Consider the following 16,118-nt stretch of genomic DNA (forward strand, 5'->3'; position numbering starts at 1 on the left):
CAGGCACTGCATCAAGCGGCCGCAGGTTCCACGTTGTAGCCCGCATCCCGAATGATCGCTTGGACCTGATCGGCTGGTAACACGCTGTCGACATGCACCTGTCGGGCAGAAAGGTCACATTCCACGCCTGCATTCGGATCTGCGCTCTTCACCGCGCTTTCGATTGCTGCGGTGCAATGCCCACAGCTCATGTCCGGAACGCTGAACTTCATCGGAACCACTCCTTGATCTGATTTCTATCGGTGACATGGGGCTTCCCCCCGCTGGAAGGTCAAGTGAAGAAATTTATTTGGCGCCCTCCCATTGACCCTCCAGTAACTGGAAGCCTCATATTCCACTTCGAATGGAAAAACAGGTGACACATATGCCCGAACCCAAACAGATCAGCCTGCCGATCGAAGGCATGTCATGCGCGTCCTGCGTTGGCAGGGTCGATCGCGCATTGAATGCAATCGACGGCGTAGAGGATGTGTCGGTGAACCTTGCCTCGGAAACTGCTCGCATGAGCGTGGACGCGCTCAAGCGCATTCCCGACATCATCGAATCCCTTCGCGAGCTGGGCTACCCCGCGCGGAAGGCCAGGGCCGAACTCACGATTGCAGCGATGTCCTGTGCCTCTTGCGTCGGGCGGGTCGATAAGGCGCTTGCCGCGGTGCCCGGGGTGGTCGAGGTGAACGTCAACCTCGCCTCAGAGACGGCGACGGTCGTTTACGTCGAAGGTCTTGTCACGACATCCGATCTGATCGAATCAAGCGGCGCGGCAGGGTATCCAGCAACCGTGGCAACGGCCCAGGCCGGTGACGACAGAGTTGCGCGCAAGGAGGAAGAGGCTCAGGCGCTTGCCAAACGGGTCACCTTTGCGGCCATCCTCGCCTTGCCGGTCTTCCTGATCGAAATGGGTGGCCACGTCATTCCGGCCGTTCATATGCTGATCGAGACCACGATTGGCCAGCAGACGAGTTGGCTTCTTCAGTTCGTGCTGACGACAATCGTTCTCTTCGGCCCAGGCCGGACGTTTTACACCAAGGGTTTCCCGGCCTTGTTCCGGGGTGCCCCCGACATGAACAGCCTCGTCGCGGTCGGCACCGGGGCGGCTTACCTTTATTCCGTGGTTGCGACATTCGTACCGTCGGTCCTGCCTGACACGCTGCGCACCGTCTATTTCGAGGCGGCAGCGGTCATCGTCGTTCTGATCCTTCTGGGGCGGTTTCTTGAAGCGCGCGCCAAGGGGAGAACGGGCGCGGCCATCCAGAAGCTATTAGGGCTTCAGGCGCGGACTGCACGCGTGATGCGGGACGGAGAAAGCGTCGAGATCGAGATCGATGCGCTGGTTCAGGGTGACATCGTCATCGTGCGCCCTGGTGAACGCATCGCGGTCGATGGCGAGGTCATCGAGGGGACCAGCCGCGTCGACGAAAGCATGCTGACAGGCGAGCCGATCCCCGCTGAAAAAGGTGCCGGAGATACGGTGACCGGCGGGACGGTCAACGGCGCCGGAAGCCTGCAGTTCCTCGCCACGCGGGTCGGCGCCGACACGACCCTGGCGCAGATTATTCGCATGGTCGAAGAGGCCCAGGGCGCCAAACTGCCGATCCAGGGATTGGTCGACCGGATCACCTTGTGGTTCGTGCCTGCCGTGATGGCGATCGCGGCGGCGACCGTGCTGGTCTGGCTGTTTTTCGGGCCTGATCCGGCCCTGACGATGGCGCTGGTCGCCGGTGTGTCGGTGCTCATCATCGCGTGCCCCTGCGCGATGGGGCTTGCGACGCCGACCTCGATCATGGTCGGGACGGGACGTGCTGCGGAAATGGGTGTCCTGTTCCGTAAAGGTGACGCCTTGCAGCAGCTCGATTCCGTTGATGTGGTCGCCCTCGACAAAACAGGCACGGTGACCGAGGGGCGACCCGCACTGACTGACCTTGTGCTGGCGGAAGGGTTCGATCGTACAACAACGCTTTCGAAGATGGCCGCCGTAGAGTCGCTCTCCGAGCATCCTGTCGCGGACGCCATCGTGCGGGCCGCGCGGGCCGAGGGCGCACCTCTTGTGGCGGCCGAAGGCTTTCAATCGGTCACAGGTTACGGCGTGCGCGCCGTGGTCGAAGACGTGGAGGTGTTGGTTGGGGCCGACCGCTACATGGCGCGCGAAGGCATTGACGTCTCGGCATTGTCTCCAGAGGAAACGAAGATCGCAAGCAAGGGTCGCACGGCGCTTTACGCTGCCATAGATGGGCGTGTCGCCGCCGTGATCGGCGTGGCCGATCCGGTCAAACCGGCAAGCCGCGCAGCCATCGCAGCGCTGCACGAAAAGGGTCTTGCGGTTGCGATGATCACCGGCGACAAACGCGAAACCGCCGAAGCCATCGCCCGCGAAACCGGTATCGACCACGTCATCGCCGGCGTCCTGCCGGACGGCAAGGTTGCGGCGCTCGACAGTTTGCGCCAAGGGAACAAGCGCATCGCCTTTGTCGGCGACGGGATCAATGACGCCCCGGCGCTGGCGCATGCCGATGTGGGCATCGCCATTGGAACCGGCACCGATGTGGCCATCGAATCTGCGGATGTCGTCCTGATGTCGGGCGATTTGCGCGGCGTGGTGAACGCCTTCGAAGTATCGCGGCGGACCATGCGCAACATCCGGCAGAACCTGTTCTGGGCCTTTGCCTACAACGTGGCACTTATTCCGGTCGCTGCCGGGGTGCTCTATCCGGCCTTTGGGTTGCTCCTGTCACCAATCCTTGCGGCGGGTGCGATGGCGTTGTCCTCGGTGTTTGTCCTGACCAATGCCCTGCGGCTGCGGCGCATCGCGCCTGCGATGGACGAGCAGCGCGCAATCCCGGCAGAGATGGCAGCCGCCACTCCTGCTCCAGCAGAATAACGGAGGTCCGACATGAACATCGGAGACGTTGCCCGACAATCGGGTGTGCCCGCCAAGACGATCCGCTACTACGAGGACATCGGTCTGATCCGCCCGAACCGTAGCGAGAACGGCTATCGCGCGTTCACCGAGAACCACGTTCACAAGCTGGCGTTTCTCGGTCGCGCACGGGCCTTGGGGTTCACCATCGAAGATTGCAGGACGCTCCTGTCGCTCTACGAGGATGAAAACCGCGAAAGCATGCAAGTGAAGGCGGTTGCGGAAGACCATCTGCGCCAGATCGAGGAAAAGATCGCGAAACTGCAATCCATGCGCGCGACGCTCGCCGAACTGGTGGAAAAATGTGCCGGGGATCACCGGCCCGACTGCCCCATCATCGAGGATCTGTCGCCGGAGCGGTTGGCCAAGTGACAGGCAAGAAGGGGCTGTACCTCAGAACCAGATCGCGCGGACCGGCATCCAGATACCCATGAAGATCATCATCAGGTTTTCCGTCAGCGAAATGAACCCCAGCGGGACGGAACTGTCACCGCCGACGCAGGCGCATTTCAGCTCTCTCTTGTCGATATAAACAGCCTTGAACACGCTGACAGCGCCTACCGTGCCGATAAACAAGGCAACCGGAGCCGAGAGCCACAGCAGCGCGCCGGCAGTCATCAGGATACCTGCCAACGCTTCGCCGAACGGGTAGACCTTGCCGTATCGCACCCATTTGCGCGCCAGCAGATCGTAGTTGAGGAACATCGTCGAAAACCCTTCGACATCCTGCAATTTCTGGATCGCGAGAATGGTCATGGACAGCGAAATGAACCATTCGAACCCCCGCAAGGTAAGGACCGACCCGTACTGGTGCCAAGACAGGCCCAATGCCAACAGCGCGGCGACAGAAAAGATCTCGATGACCGGCTGGTAGGTCGTGTCGCTTTGCTCTTCCTCGGGTGGGTCAATGTCGAAAAACACCCTGAGATCATCGTAACCGCCGATCCGTTCGTCCCCGATGAAAGTCTGCGGCGTCGTCTCGACCCCGTGCTTCTCCATGAAAGCATCGGTGTCTTCACGGGTGTCAAGCGGATGGTCTTCCACCTCGAAGCCTTGCCGCTCCAGCAGGTCTTTCGATTTCAGACCGTAGGGGCAGACATGGCCCGGCATGACCATGCGATAAAGCTGCGCGGATTTGCTGTCTGTGTCGCGGGGCATGTCCTTTCCTCCTTATCCGCTGCACGTAAGTTGACCACGGAACCCGGCTTCGTAGTCGGTTCCCGCGCTGACGATCAGATCGGTCAGGTCACCGTTCGTCTCTGCGATCTCGGCCGACAGCGGGCCTTCAGAAAATGCATTTTCGCCCTGCGCATTCAGGCGCACCAGATCACCGCTGATCTTCATTGCGGCTGCAGACCCTTCGCCGGTTTCACCAGTCACCAGTACAGCCGGACTGTCCGAGGTGTAAGCAAAGCGGCAATTTCCGCCATTCGGGAACACCGCAGCGATTTCGTCTTCCGTCAGAAACTCAGGATCGACCTTCGACACGACCTCCGTTTGAAGCGCCTGTTGCGCATCCACAACCTGCGCCGGCGTTTCGCTTCGCGTGGCCGATGCTTCGCCGTTTGCTCCAATGTCAGCAATAAGGTAGCGCATTTCGGCGATTTCCTTGTCCTGCGCATAGATAATGTCGTCTGCGAGCCCCCGGACGCGCGGGTCGGTGATCTCGGCACGAGTCGACGTCATGATGGCGATCGAGTGGTGCGGGATCATGGCGCGCATGTAGGACCTGTCCTGCACCGTGAATTGCCCGCGAACCAGCCAGAGGCTCGCCGCGAAAAGGACTATTGCGCCAACGAAAATCGCGATGTTGGCTTTGGTGTTCTGATACATGGACAACATGTACGCCAACATGATCACGGCCATGGTCGCCCCCATCAGGATGGCCATGTAAAGGCGTGTCTCCGAAAAGAAGATATGGCCCCAAAGATAGGTGTTCAGGTACATCAGAACGAACATGACCACGGTCGATGTTCCGATCATCATAAAGAATCGTGAGTAGTGCATTTCCAGTCACCTCCTTGCAGTTCTCTGTAAAACAACAACATTCCAGCGCTGGAGAGTTCCAAAAGCACGAATTTTCGTAGTTTCAAGGCAACAAAGGCGCGTCGTTTGCCCCGGTTCACGGCTTCTTTTCTTTGCCCCTGACGCGCACTGAATTTTCATGGGTCCGAGGAGATCGCGCCATGCAGAATTTCACGAGACGAGAATTGATTTGTGCCGGAGCGATGGGTTGCTTTCTGCCCACAACTGCCTGGGCCCACAAAGTCAAATTGCCCGAACGGTTTGAACCACAATTGGTAAACACCCGTCGTGGTGACTGGGTTAAAGGCGATGTCCACGTCGTTCCCGACGATTTTTTCCTTTATTTCATGCTCGAGGACGGGATGGCGATCCGCTACGGGGTCGGGGTAGGGCGCAAAGGTTTGTACGAACCCGGAGAGTTCACGGTAGCGCGCAAGGCCAAATGGCCATGGTGGCGGCCAACGAACGCCATGATCCGGCGCGAGCCACGCAAATACGCAAAGTACAAGGATGGACTGAAAGGCGGGCCAAACAACCCGCTCGGGGCCCGCGCGCTCTATCTCTACGATGCCGAGGGACGCGATACCTATCTTCGCATTCATGGAACGAACGCCCCGGAGACAATTGGGTCTGCCGTGTCGAATGGATACGCGCGGTTGACGAATGAACATGTGAAGGATCTGTACGAACGCGTTGAAATCGGCGCCCGCGTCTTCCTGTATCCCAAAGTGACAACGGCGTGAGGAGTGTTCTGTCGCCTTGAAGTTCCTCTTCCGGAAATGGCACAAGTGCGGCAGTTGGCGAAAGCCAGTCTATCATTCATGAGGTGACGGAATTGTCTTTGAGCCGGAGGTCTTTCCTTGGCGGGATGACCGTTGCGCTGGCTGGTACCCGCTTGCCAGCAGCGACACACGAGTTGATCCTCGCGCCCCAATCGATCAAGGCGCACCTTGCTGGGTACGACGTGTCGATGTTGGGCTTCAACGGTGGTCTGCCGGGCCCAGAAGTCAGAATGCGACAAGGACAAACCGCCCGCATCACCCTCGATAACCGATTGGAGGAGGGCGCTCTCGTTCACTGGCATGGGTTGCGGGTTCCAAATCGGATGGATGGTGTCAACGTCCTCACTCAGGATGTGGTCATTCCGGGCGACTCGTATCGTTATCAATTCGGCGTCCCGGATGCCGGCACGTATTGGTATCACTCGCATTACCTGTCTTACGATCAGGTCAGCCGCGGTCTTTTCGGCGCCTTCATCGTCGAGGAGCAAAATGCGCCGGCTGTCGACCATGACATCGTTGTTCAGTTCTTCGATGTCTTGTTGGATCAGTCCGGACAGTACGACGAAGGGTTCAACCCGGCTCATTTCGCGACCGAGGGCCGTATCGGCAATACGGTCACGGCGCTTGTTTCCAATGGAACCAGCAAGAATGTGAGACAAGGCGACCGCCTGCGCTTGCGCCTGATAAATCCCTCTATCGACAGGGTTTACCGTGTCGGGCTGGACGGTCTGGCAGGCAAGATCGTTGCACTGGATGGTATGCCCCTGGCGCAGCCACAGACACTCGAACCCATCCTCCTAGCTCCGGGGCAAAGATGCGATGTGATTGGTGATGCGACCGGGCCTATTAGATTTGACGACAGCTTTGGAGAGCGGACGTTGAGCCTTGGCGAAATCGCTGTTTCCGGCTCTCGTGAGCCTGCGAAAGCGCCCATCACCGCGTTGCCCGCCAACCGAATGCCCGCCCCGCAAGACCCCGGCCAAACCGCGGAGCTGGTGCTTCAGGGAGGTGCGGGAAGCGCGTCCCACAACGGCACAGGGACGTGGGCGCTCAATGACGTATCGGGCCTGCCTCGAACCCCTTTCCTATCTGTCGCGCAGGGGACGACCGCGCGCATTTCGATCCGCAACGAAACCGGATTTCCACACGTCATGCATCTGCATGGCCACCATTTCTGGGAACTCGATGCGGCGGGTGAAGCCGGTCCATACCGGGACTCGACCTATCTGGATACCGGCGAGACGCGGGATATTCTCGTCGTCCTGGACAATCCGGGATCCTGGATGCTTCATTGCCACATGTTGAGCCATCAAGCCGACGGTATGGCAACGTGGATCAGAGTCGGCTGAGGGTCGCGACGGATACATACCGTTACAAATCTCTGAATGATAACAGCCCTTCTGCCGTTTACGTAACCTGACAAGCGAGAAACAGGTCCATCGATTGCCAACGGGAGCGTTCATTGACCCTGACACCAAAATCTCTCGGCATGACTGCGGCGGCAGGATCAGCCGCCTTGCTGTTAGGGGCCTTCGTTTTCCAGGCTCTTGGCTACGCGCCGTGCGCAATGTGCATCTGGCAACGCTACCCACACGCAATCGCCATTGGAACGGGCGCTATGTTGCTCTTTGCTCTGCCGATTTTGCCAATCCTGATAATCGGTGCCCTGTCGGCACTCAGCACATCCGCGTTGGGAGTGTTTCATACCGGTGTCGAGCGCGGCTGGTGGGAGGGACCGACTTCTTGCACGGGATCCGGCCTCGATGTCTCCCAAATGTCGGTATCGGAATTGCTGCCCTCTGCCAGTTCAAATGCGTCCACTCTTGTTCTGTGCGATGAGGTTGTCTGGGAATTTCTGACGTTGTCCATGGCGAGTTGGAACGCGATCCTGAGCGGTGTCCTTGCTTGCCTCTGGTTGGTCGCGATCGCAAGACATCAAAAGGTTCGGTGGCATGGGGTCGCGGACGTTTCTTGAATCGTCCCGCATTCATCGTAAACAAACATAGGGCTTCGTTTCATGGTTACAAGACGACACTTTCTTGCACTCTCCGGTTCGCTGTTTTCAGCGTCTCTGAGTTCACCCGCGTTCGCAAAGACCTGGCCGACAACAGCCGAAAAAGCAGCTTGGGATGCGCAGGTCACGCCCGCCAACTATGACCCGGCAACAACCAACCCATGGGGGCTGCATCCCAGGCTGCTGCCGCAACGCGTGTTGGCGAATGAAGGTTTGCGCCCGGGTGACATTCACGTCGATGCGATCGCGCGCTATCTGTACCATATCGAGGAGGGTGGCACCGCGATGCGATACGGGGTGGCGATTGCCAAGGGCGATCTCTATGAACCCGGCACCTATACGATCCGCCGAAAGGTCGAATGGCCGCACTGGACGCCAACGCAGTCGATGATCGAACGCGATCCGGAGGCTTACGAGCGGTTTGCCGACGGTATGGAGCCCGGCCCCAACAATGCCTTGGGCAGCAGGGCTTTGTATCTATTCGTCGGAGATCGGGATACGTACCTTCGAATTCACGGAACGCCGAGCCCTCGCAGCATTGGCGGCCGGGCCAGTTCGGGATGCGTGCGCATGGTGATGGCCCACATCAATGATCTCTATCCGAATGTCGCTGTCGGATCGACGGCGTTTCTTTACTCGGCCGAAGACAGCGTTACCGCTCGAAGCTAACCTATTGCATCTTTGGCTCACACGCCGAGGACTGCGTCGTGCAGGGACATCTTCCAATGAATTGTTGGACGAACACTCACGGCTGTGTCGCAAGTGAACTTTCGAACTGTGCGATCGCTACGGATTTGTCGTCCTCATCGTTCTCGAACAGCTTTGTGGTTCGCACGCCCGGCAACTTGCCAAAATCCGCCATCAGGCGCTTTGGAAAAAATGTGCGTCCGATGGATTCAAATCCTGGTAATTGTCTGAGTACCGCGGAGGTACTGGCACTACAAAAACCGGAAGCGGCTGGGCCGCTGGCAATTGCAAGCCGCAAGGCCTGCTCCGCGACTTCGGGGGACACATCGATCTCTTGTATGACGACGTGGTAGGTCTCCCGTGCATGAGCCCGTGCGTAAAAATCGGCCACTTGTGGAGTAATGCCATAAAGCACATCTCCCCGTTCCGGTACCGCGCTCAGCCGGACCGTTCCTGCCGGATCGAAGATAACGCGCTGCGACCCATTGATCATGACGCTGCTATGCGCACCCGCCCCGGATCTGTTGCTGATCATGGTGTACAGCGTCAGCGCGGCCGGTCCGTCGTGACGGTAGGATGCACTACTGATGACTTCGGCTGAAGCATCAGGGCGCATGTCGTTTCCTGCACCGCACCCCGCCAAAATCACCACGGTTAGAACTGAGAAAATGCGATTGGAAAAGCGCACCTTGCAGCCTCCTGCCATGAGTTGAATGATTGAATTTTCGGGATATTCAGGGCCTCTAGCAATCTCGACATCAACTCTTCCGGATTTCACCTCTACCGAAACATGGGTTCGGTTTCGGTTGGTATACGGATCCTCGACACCTTTTTTTCTGGATATCGCATGTTTCAGATGAAGAGGAGCGTTCGCCCCGAATTGATTTGTCGCAATTTGTAACAGACCCCGCCTTTGTGACCTCGCGATACAAAACACCGGCTCGCGTGGCATTCCGCATCTGCAGGTGCCCCCCATATGCTGGGTATCGCAACACTGACACGAGGTGATCGAAATGAAACGCAACACTTTACTCGCTGCAATGACCCTGGCTGCAACCGCCCTTGGCGGTGCCGCATTCGCGGACGCCAACCACGGGCGTGGGGGACAATTTGGCGCCCAGAGCGGACCAGGCATGATGCAGAACGGTGGTCCCGGTATGATGGGGAACATGGGCGGAATGATGGACATGATGAAGCGCATGCACGGAAACATGATGGGCGCAGGCATGATGGGCGCAGGCATGGGCAGTGGTATGATGAGCCCAGGCATGGCTGGCGGCATGATGCAAATGTTCGACACTGATGGAGACGGCACAACGACGCCGGAAGAAATGCGCACGCAGCTGGAGGCCAAGCTTTCCGAGTTTGACAGCGACGGGGATGGAAACCTCTCGATTACTGAATTTGAAGCTCTCCACAGCGCGATGATCCGCGAAATGATGGTGGATCGCTTCCAACACCTCGATGCCGATGGCGACGGCGCGGTGACGCCGGAAGAGATGGCCGCTCCTGCCGATAGGATGGAGCGGATGCAGATGATGCGGTCGAATATGGCAGATGCGCCTGCGCGGCCTGGCAACGGTCAGGGCATGGGCAACGGCTCCATGATGCAGGACAACTGAGCCAATGGGTGCCGGTTTTTTTCCGGCACCCGTCCTCACAACCCCAAAACCATTCGCGGTCGGGACATTGAACCGAACCGCGACCTGAACCGTTTAGCCTCGGTATGCCAACAAATAGAGACACGGAAAGGAAAATTCCCATGGCCTATACCTATGATCGCGTCCTGAAAGACACCAAAATCGATGACGCAGAGATGCGTGTTCGGGATGCTTTGGCAGACAAGGGCTTCGGCGTTCTGACTGAGATTGACGTCAAAGCGACGATGAAAAAGAAACTTGATGCGGACATGCCGCCTTACCGCATCTTGGGGGCCTGTAATCCGGGCATGGCGCACAAAGCCATCGAGATCGAGCCTCGCATCGGTGCGATGCTTCCCTGCAATGTTATCCTGCGGCAACTGGACGGCGACACCGAGGTCAGCGCGGTCGATCCTGTCGCTTCGATGCAGGCGGTGCAGAACCAAGACCTGGACGCGGTCGCCGGCGAAGTCCGCGATCTCCTTCGGGACGCCCTCGACACCGCGTGATGGCGGGATGGGCGTTGGATGCCCTGTCGCAGATCGAGCGCCTTTAGCGGTGCTCGATCAATGCCATCTAATCCCCACGTAAATTCCTGATGAGGAACTCACCCAGTGCTGCCAGCGGGATTGCCATTTCCGGATATTGGAACCGACCTCTTCTCCTTCGACATCGGGGGGGTCACATTCGCACTCCGCTGGTACGCGCTAGCCTATATCTTCGGTATCCTGATTGGCTGGCGCATTTGTTCGAGTGCCATAAGCCGTCCCGCGCTCTGGACGTCAGCTGGACCGCCGCTTGACCGAACGCAGATCGAAGATCTTCTGACGTGGATCATCATCGGCGTGATTGCTGGTGGTCGCCTGGGCTTTGTACTGTTCTACCAGCCCGCATATTATCTCGCCAATCCCTTGGAAATTCTGATGGTCTGGCAAGGCGGCATGTCTTTCCACGGGGGGTTCGCGGGAGTTGTCATCGCGGCCTTGCTGTTCTGCCTTAGACAGAACGCGTCATTGCTCAGCACTGGCGACTTGCTGGCTTTGGCAACACCACCAGGCTTGTTTCTTGGAAGGCTGGCGAACTTCACCAACAATGAGTTGTGGGGGCGTCCAACGGACGTTCCCTGGGCGGTGATCTTTCCCGGCGAAGTCGCGCAGGCCTGCCCAGGGGTTAGCGGCCTCTGCGCCCGACACCCGTCCCAGCTGTACGAGGCGGTATTGGAGGGGCTCATTCTTGGAATACTGCTCATTTATCTCGCTTGGGGCCGGGGCTGGCTGAAAATGCCCGGTGCCTTGGCTGGCGTGTTTCTGACCGGCTATGGTCTTGCCCGAAGTTTCGTCGAGATGTTCCGGCAACCGGACCAACAATTTGTGACGGCGGACAACCCGATCGGCCATGCGCTTCATTTTGGTGAGTGGGGTTTGACCATGGGCCAGTTGCTCTCCATGCCAATGGCGCTGGTCGGGCTGGCGTTGATCGTGTTCGCCCGGCGGGAACGGGGCCGGACAGCGCCACCCCGCAGAGCCGCAATGTAATCGCCGTACTGATCTCTCTTGACCCTCCCGCGGATGGAAGCCCTAGGCAAGAGAAGCATTCTCGGAAAGGACCGCAAAATGAGCACTCCCGACAGTTCTGAAACCACAGCAGCTTCTTCGGTATTCGTTTGCCCCATGCACCCTGAGGTGCGGCAGGACGAGCCCGGCAATTGTCCGAAATGCGGGATGCACCTCGTGCCGGAATCGGAGCTCGAGGTCCATTCAGCACATGATCATCACGAACACCACGCGGGTGCCACGCCGGCCGATGGCCGATATGATCTGGTTCCTACAGGACATGATGGTCCCATTTTCACCTGCCCGATGCACCCTCAGGTGCGGCAGCCTGATCCGGGCGCGTGTCCGATCTGTGGTATGGGATTGGAACTGGAATCCGGTGTGCCGGGCGATGAAGGTCCAAATCCCGAACTGGTGGATTTCACACGGCGGTTCTGGGTCGGCACAGTCCTGACGATCCCGCTCCTTGTCCTCACGATGGGGCCATTCGTCGGTTTCCCCGCAGTCCGGACTTTTTTTGGCGAAAGCACCACACAATGGATCGAATTGATCCTGGCAACGCCAGTGGTCTTGTGGTGCGGCTGGCCGTTTCTGGAACGCGGATGGATTTCGTTCCGCACATTGAACCTCAACATGTTCTCCCTGATCGGCATGGGCGTTCTTGCCGCCTGGCTCTTCAGCGTCGTTGCCGTTCTCGCACCGGACATATTCCCTGATGGGTTCCGAGACTCCGAAGGCCATGTCGGCGTCTATTTCGAGGCGGCGGCGGTGATCGTGACGCTGGTGCTGCTCGGCCAGGTGATGGAACTACGCGCCCGCGAGGGGACCGGCAAGGCGATCCGCGCGCTTCTCGACATGGCGGCAAAGACCGCGCGGGTCATCCGGGACGACGGATCCGAGGAGGAAATCCCGCTGGAGGACGTGCAAGTCGGGGACCGGCTGCGCGTGCGGCCCGGTGACAAGGTGCCGGTCGATGGCGTGGTTCTGGACGGCCGGTCCTCGGTCGACGAAAGCATGATCTCCGGTGAACCCGTGCCGGTCGAGAAGACCGAGGGCGACCCGCTGACCGGCGCGACGATCAATGGCACCGGCAGTCTGGTGATGGAGGCGACGCGTGTCGGGTCCGACACGATGCTGGCTCAAATTGTCGAGATGGTGTCGAACGCGCAGCGCTCGCGCGCCCCGATCCAGAAATACGCCGACAAGGTGGCGGGATATTTCGTTCCGGCCGTCATCGGTATCGCGGTCCTGTCCTTCATCGCCTGGGCGATCTGGGGGCCCGCGCCTGCGCTTTCCTACGCATTGATTTCGGCGGTGGCGGTTCTGATCATCGCCTGTCCTTGTGCGCTTGGCCTGGCGACACCGATGTCGATCATGACAGCGACAGGACGGGGCGCTCAGGCAGGGGTGCTGATCAAGAACGCCGAGGCGCTGGAGCGGTTCGAGAAAGTCGATACCCTGATCGTCGACAAGACCGGCACGTTGACCGAAGGCAAGCCGCGGCTTGTCGACGTACTCCCGCAACCCGGCCACGACGAAGCCGAGGTCTTGCGTCTCGCCGCATCGCTTGAGCGCGGATCGGAGCACCCCTTGGCCGAAGCGATCGTCAGGGGTGCGGAGGAGCGAGATGTCAAAATGGACGAGGCACGGGACTTCGAGGCGGTCACTGGCAAGGGCGTCAAGGGGGTCGTTGACGGCAAAGCGGTCGCGCTCGGCAATTTGGCGATGATCCGCGAATTGGGGCTCGAGGCGGGCGCGTTGACCGCCAAGGCCAATGCCCGCCGCGACGAAGGCGAGACGGTCATGTTCGTTGTGCTGGATGGCGAGATCGCCGGTCTAGTTGCTGTCGCCGACCCAGTGAAGGAGACCACGCCAGAAGCCATCGAGGATCTGCATGAACTGGGGTTCCGCGTCATCATGGCGACCGGCGACAACGAACGCACGGCCAAGGCCATCGGCACGCGGCTCGGAATCGATGAGATCCGGGCCGACGTGCTGCCGGAGGACAAGGCGCGGATCATCCTTGAGTTGCAAGAGGCGGGCCACAAGGTCGCCATGGCCGGGGATGGCGTCAACGACGCCCCCGCGCTCGCGCAGGCCGATGTCGGCATCGCCATGGGCACCGGCGCCGATGTGGCCATCGAAAGCGCGGGCGTCACGCTGGTCAAGGGCAACCTTGATGGTATCGTGCGTGCGCGGCGGCTCGCCCGGGCCACGATGCGCAACATCCGCCAGAACCTGTTCTTCGCGCTGATCTACAACGCCTCCGGCGTGCCGGTCGCGGCGGGAGTTCTGTTTCCCTTCTTTGGCATCCTCATCAGTCCGATGTTTGCTGCCTTCGCCATGAGCGCGTCGTCAATCTCGGTGGTGCTCAATTCGCTGCGCCTTCGCGGCGTTCGTATCTAGAAGCGCGCAACAGCGTTCGGATGAACCAAAATTAAAAGGGGGCCATTTATGCAGAGCGAAAAAGAAACGTACCGCGAAAATTCCATCAGTCTGGGCGGAGCCGTTGCGATGGGGACAGGCGTGATGATCGGCGCTGGAATCTTTGCGTTGACGGGGCAAATCGCGCAGCTCGCCGGCCCGCTTTTCCCGCTTGCATTCATCGCCGGCGCGGTCGTCACAAGCTTCAGCGCCTACAGCTACATCAGGATGTCGAACAAATGGCCGTCCTCGGGTGGCATCGCCATGATCCTGCAGAAATGCTATGGCCCCGGAGCCATCGCGGGCGGGGCCGCACTGCTGATGGCGCTCAGCATGGTGATCGCGGAAAGCCTCGTCGCGCGAACCTTCGCCACCTATGTCCTGCGCCCTTTCGATATCGAAGGTGGCCCATTGGTCCCCGCTCTGGCTGTGGCCGTGATCGTTTTCGCCTTTTTGGTGAACATGGCCGGAAACCGCTCGGTCGGGCTGTTCTCGTTGATCATGGCCGCGATCAAGATCGGAGGCATAGCTCTGTTTGGCATCGCGGCCCTGTGGTCCAGTGGTTTTGCGTTCGCCGCGGCGTCCGAGACCTCACAATCCTACGGGCTCACGGGGTTCATCGCCTCTACGGCGCTGGCCATCCTTGCGTTCAAGGGATTCACCACGATCACCAACAGCGGAGCCGAGATCACTGAACCAAATCGCAATGTTGGCCGAGCGATCATGTTCTCTATCGGAATCTGCGTCGTCGTCTACCTGTTGGTCGCCTACGGGGTCGGTTCGAGTCTCACGATCGAGGAGATCATCTCAGCGCGTGACTATTCGCTGGCACAAGCGGCGCAGCCCGCCCTTGGACAAACCGGCTTCATACTCACGGTGATCCTGGCCGCTGTCGCAACGGCGTCCGGCGTTCTGGCCAGCGTCTTCGCGGTGTCGCGTATGCTGGCGATGCTGACCGACATGGAAATGATCCCGCACAGCCACTTCGGTATGCCAGGTCCCATCCAACGCCACACCCTGGTCTATACTGTCGTCATCGCCGCGACGTTGGCCGTGCTCTTTGATTTAGGCCGGATCGCATCCCTCGGTGCTTTCTTTTACCTCGTCATGGACATGATCATACATTGGGGCGTGTTCCGCTATCGTCGAGCAGACGTCGGCGCCTTCGGTATCGTGCTTTTGACTGCCCTGGCGCTCGATGCGATAGTACTGGCAGCTTTCACCGTGATGAAGCTTCAAAGCGACCCGATGATCGTTCTCTACGCCGCTGTCGGGATGATCGCTGTGTTCGCCTTCGAGCGCGTTTACTTGTCGCAATGGGTGGCACCGCAAGTCGCCCCCGCCCACGCCCACGGTGATTAGCCTGCCATCACCTGGCCTGAAGAGATGCGATGCCTTGTGCGCCGATCGTGATCAGCCCGACCGACAAGGCAAACGCAGCCAGGGCAAGCAGCATCACGCCCGTGTTCATGGGCAAGCGACGTACAACCGGTCCAAGAAATTCCGACCGCCCGAAAGCCGAGACGTAGAGCGGCAACGCGCTTATCATAGTCGCATAGAGGTAAACGCCGGAGATGTTCTCGAAAAACGCCGAACGCGCAAGAGTCGGGGATACAACCGCCAAAGCGGTTGAACGATTGCCGCCGAATGACCCGAACCAGTCGGCAGATAGAACGTATATCAGCACGTGGAGACCTGGAAAGAGAAGGGCTCTGAGCAAGACATCGACCAGCACGAAAAACGCCGTGTCTCTTGAGCCCGCCTTTGGTTGCTTTGTCATAGCGAAAAGGAAAAAACTGACATAGTTGACGGCAAAAACCACGGGCAAACCGTTGGTCGCAACCTGCCTTAGAAAGCGCATGAGTGCCGGTCCGCCGGCAGCAAGAGCCGGAGCAAAGCCCGGAGCCAGTAAGACGTAGAACAACAGGACCGGCAGTAATGCAGCGAAGCTGAACAGCAGGACATTTCTAACAAACTGAGCCGCGGGCATACTGATAGAGAAAAATCTATCCATTGAAATAGCCTGCCATGTGGGCACCACTAGGTCGATGATACGGGGCGTTGTTGCACAAGTCTGAC

At 59.3% G+C, this 16,118-nt stretch carries 16 protein-coding genes; 11 read left to right on the top strand and 5 right to left on the bottom strand.

The window, feature by feature from the left end; translation table 11 throughout:
- Positions 1 to 11: 11 nt before the first annotated feature.
- Positions 12 to 212: a heavy-metal-associated domain-containing protein gene (locus BM075_RS21895; RefSeq protein ID WP_007803412.1), complete on the bottom strand. Its 201-nt coding sequence runs from the start codon at positions 210 to 212 to the stop codon at positions 12 to 14.
- Positions 213 to 364: 152 nt separating this feature from the next.
- On the opposite strand from BM075_RS21895, the gene BM075_RS21900 reads away from it, so the two are divergent.
- Positions 365 to 2,875, top strand: a complete 2,511-nt coding sequence (locus tag BM075_RS21900) for a heavy metal translocating P-type ATPase (protein WP_054540621.1) — start codon at positions 365 to 367, stop codon at positions 2,873 to 2,875.
- A 12-nt stretch (positions 2,876 to 2,887) separates the two neighbouring features.
- Complete coding sequence (cueR, locus tag BM075_RS21905; protein ID WP_038008399.1) at positions 2,888 to 3,286, top strand: Cu(I)-responsive transcriptional regulator; 399 nt, start codon at positions 2,888 to 2,890, stop codon at positions 3,284 to 3,286.
- Positions 3,287 to 3,307: 21 nt separating this feature from the next.
- On the opposite strand, the gene BM075_RS21910 is transcribed toward cueR, so the two are convergent.
- Together BM075_RS21910 and BM075_RS21915 are read right to left on the bottom strand one after the other, a co-directional pair.
- Positions 3,308 to 4,072, bottom strand: coding sequence for a MauE/DoxX family redox-associated membrane protein (locus tag BM075_RS21910; RefSeq protein WP_177208449.1), 765 nt, complete (start codon positions 4,070 to 4,072; stop codon positions 3,308 to 3,310).
- 12 nt (positions 4,073 to 4,084) lie between these two features.
- Complete coding sequence (locus BM075_RS21915) at positions 4,085 to 4,804, bottom strand: DUF305 domain-containing protein (RefSeq protein WP_338142629.1); 720 nt, start codon at positions 4,802 to 4,804, stop codon at positions 4,085 to 4,087.
- Positions 4,805 to 5,100: 296 nt separating this feature from the next.
- Here BM075_RS21915 and BM075_RS21920 point away from each other — a divergent pair, with 296 nt between their 5' ends.
- The 4 genes from BM075_RS21920 to BM075_RS21935 all read left to right on the top strand — a co-directional run bounded on the left by BM075_RS21920 (position 5,101) and on the right by BM075_RS21935 (position 8,404).
- Positions 5,101 to 5,682, top strand: a complete 582-nt coding sequence (locus tag BM075_RS21920) for a L,D-transpeptidase (RefSeq protein WP_082386781.1) — start codon at positions 5,101 to 5,103, stop codon at positions 5,680 to 5,682.
- A gap of 125 nt (positions 5,683 to 5,807) precedes the next feature.
- Complete coding sequence (locus BM075_RS21925; protein ID WP_054540599.1) at positions 5,808 to 7,070, top strand: multicopper oxidase family protein; 1,263 nt, start codon at positions 5,808 to 5,810, stop codon at positions 7,068 to 7,070.
- Positions 7,071 to 7,183: 113 nt separating this feature from the next.
- Positions 7,184 to 7,696 carry a disulfide bond formation protein B gene (locus BM075_RS21930; RefSeq protein ID WP_425445208.1) on the top strand — a complete coding sequence of 171 codons (513 nt, stop codon included), beginning with the start codon at positions 7,184 to 7,186 and terminating at the stop codon, positions 7,694 to 7,696.
- A gap of 42 nt (positions 7,697 to 7,738) precedes the next feature.
- Positions 7,739 to 8,404 (top strand): L,D-transpeptidase, encoded by a 666-nt coding sequence (locus tag BM075_RS21935; RefSeq protein WP_054540601.1) that lies wholly within the window; start codon positions 7,739 to 7,741, stop codon positions 8,402 to 8,404.
- Between the two features lie 76 nt (positions 8,405 to 8,480).
- Here the strand turns inward: BM075_RS21935 and BM075_RS21940 are convergent, their stop codons facing one another.
- Positions 8,481 to 9,092, bottom strand: a complete 612-nt coding sequence (locus BM075_RS21940; RefSeq protein ID WP_054540624.1) for a hypothetical protein — start codon at positions 9,090 to 9,092, stop codon at positions 8,481 to 8,483.
- Between the two features lie 343 nt (positions 9,093 to 9,435).
- Between BM075_RS21940 and BM075_RS21945 the strand changes: the two genes are divergently transcribed.
- The 5 genes from BM075_RS21945 to BM075_RS21965 all read left to right on the top strand — a co-directional run bounded on the left by BM075_RS21945 (position 9,436) and on the right by BM075_RS21965 (position 15,401).
- A complete protein-coding gene (locus BM075_RS21945; RefSeq protein WP_235974531.1) occupies positions 9,436 to 10,044 on the top strand; it encodes an EF-hand domain-containing protein in 609 nt (202 codons plus the stop codon).
- A 140-nt stretch (positions 10,045 to 10,184) separates the two neighbouring features.
- Positions 10,185 to 10,571, top strand: coding sequence for a DUF302 domain-containing protein (locus BM075_RS21950; protein ID WP_007803435.1), 387 nt, complete (start codon positions 10,185 to 10,187; stop codon positions 10,569 to 10,571).
- Between the two features lie 105 nt (positions 10,572 to 10,676).
- Positions 10,677 to 11,597, top strand: a complete 921-nt coding sequence (gene lgt / locus BM075_RS21955; RefSeq protein WP_007803438.1) for a prolipoprotein diacylglyceryl transferase — start codon at positions 10,677 to 10,679, stop codon at positions 11,595 to 11,597.
- Between the two features lie 135 nt (positions 11,598 to 11,732).
- Positions 11,733 to 14,021, top strand: a complete 2,289-nt coding sequence (locus BM075_RS21960) for a copper-transporting P-type ATPase (protein ID WP_222864283.1) — start codon at positions 11,733 to 11,735, stop codon at positions 14,019 to 14,021.
- Positions 14,022 to 14,069: 48 nt separating this feature from the next.
- Entirely contained in the window at positions 14,070 to 15,401 is a 1,332-nt protein-coding gene (locus BM075_RS21965; protein WP_046212134.1) for an APC family permease, read from the top strand.
- A gap of 7 nt (positions 15,402 to 15,408) precedes the next feature.
- Here the strand turns inward: BM075_RS21965 and BM075_RS21970 are convergent, their stop codons facing one another.
- On the bottom strand, positions 15,409 to 16,053 hold the full coding sequence (locus tag BM075_RS21970; protein WP_054540602.1) for a hypothetical protein: 645 nt from the start codon (positions 16,051 to 16,053) through the stop codon (positions 15,409 to 15,411).
- Positions 16,054 to 16,118 lie beyond the last annotated feature (65 nt).

It is taken from the genome of Tropicimonas isoalkanivorans (genome assembly GCF_900112335.1).
Taxonomy (GTDB): domain Bacteria; phylum Pseudomonadota; class Alphaproteobacteria; order Rhodobacterales; family Rhodobacteraceae; genus Tropicimonas; species Tropicimonas isoalkanivorans.

Excerpts from the sequence above, each read along its gene's own strand:
- BM075_RS21970 (WP_054540602.1), bottom strand. The coding sequence starts at position 16,053 with ATGGATAGATTTTTCTCTATCAGTATGCCCGCGGCTCAGTTTGTTAGA.
- BM075_RS21915 (WP_338142629.1), bottom strand. The coding sequence starts at position 4,804 with ATGGCCATCCTGATGGGGGCGACCATGGCCGTGATCATGTTGGCGTAC.
- BM075_RS21925 (WP_054540599.1), top strand. The coding sequence starts at position 5,808 with ATGACCGTTGCGCTGGCTGGTACCCGCTTGCCAGCAGCGACACACGAG.
- BM075_RS21945 (WP_235974531.1), top strand. The coding sequence starts at position 9,436 with ATGAAACGCAACACTTTACTCGCTGCAATGACCCTGGCTGCAACCGCC.
- BM075_RS21935 (WP_054540601.1), top strand. The coding sequence starts at position 7,739 with ATGGTTACAAGACGACACTTTCTTGCACTCTCCGGTTCGCTGTTTTCA.
- BM075_RS21950 (WP_007803435.1), top strand. The coding sequence starts at position 10,185 with ATGGCCTATACCTATGATCGCGTCCTGAAAGACACCAAAATCGATGAC.
- BM075_RS21910 (WP_177208449.1), bottom strand. The coding sequence starts at position 4,072 with ATGCCCCGCGACACAGACAGCAAATCCGCGCAGCTTTATCGCATGGTC.
- BM075_RS21960 (WP_222864283.1), top strand. The coding sequence starts at position 11,733 with ATGCACCCTGAGGTGCGGCAGGACGAGCCCGGCAATTGTCCGAAATGC.
- cueR (WP_038008399.1), top strand. The coding sequence starts at position 2,888 with ATGAACATCGGAGACGTTGCCCGACAATCGGGTGTGCCCGCCAAGACG.
- BM075_RS21920 (WP_082386781.1), top strand. The coding sequence starts at position 5,101 with ATGCAGAATTTCACGAGACGAGAATTGATTTGTGCCGGAGCGATGGGT.
- BM075_RS21895 (WP_007803412.1), bottom strand. The coding sequence starts at position 212 with ATGAAGTTCAGCGTTCCGGACATGAGCTGTGGGCATTGCACCGCAGCA.
- BM075_RS21900 (WP_054540621.1), top strand. The coding sequence starts at position 365 with ATGCCCGAACCCAAACAGATCAGCCTGCCGATCGAAGGCATGTCATGC.
- BM075_RS21965 (WP_046212134.1), top strand. The coding sequence starts at position 14,070 with ATGCAGAGCGAAAAAGAAACGTACCGCGAAAATTCCATCAGTCTGGGC.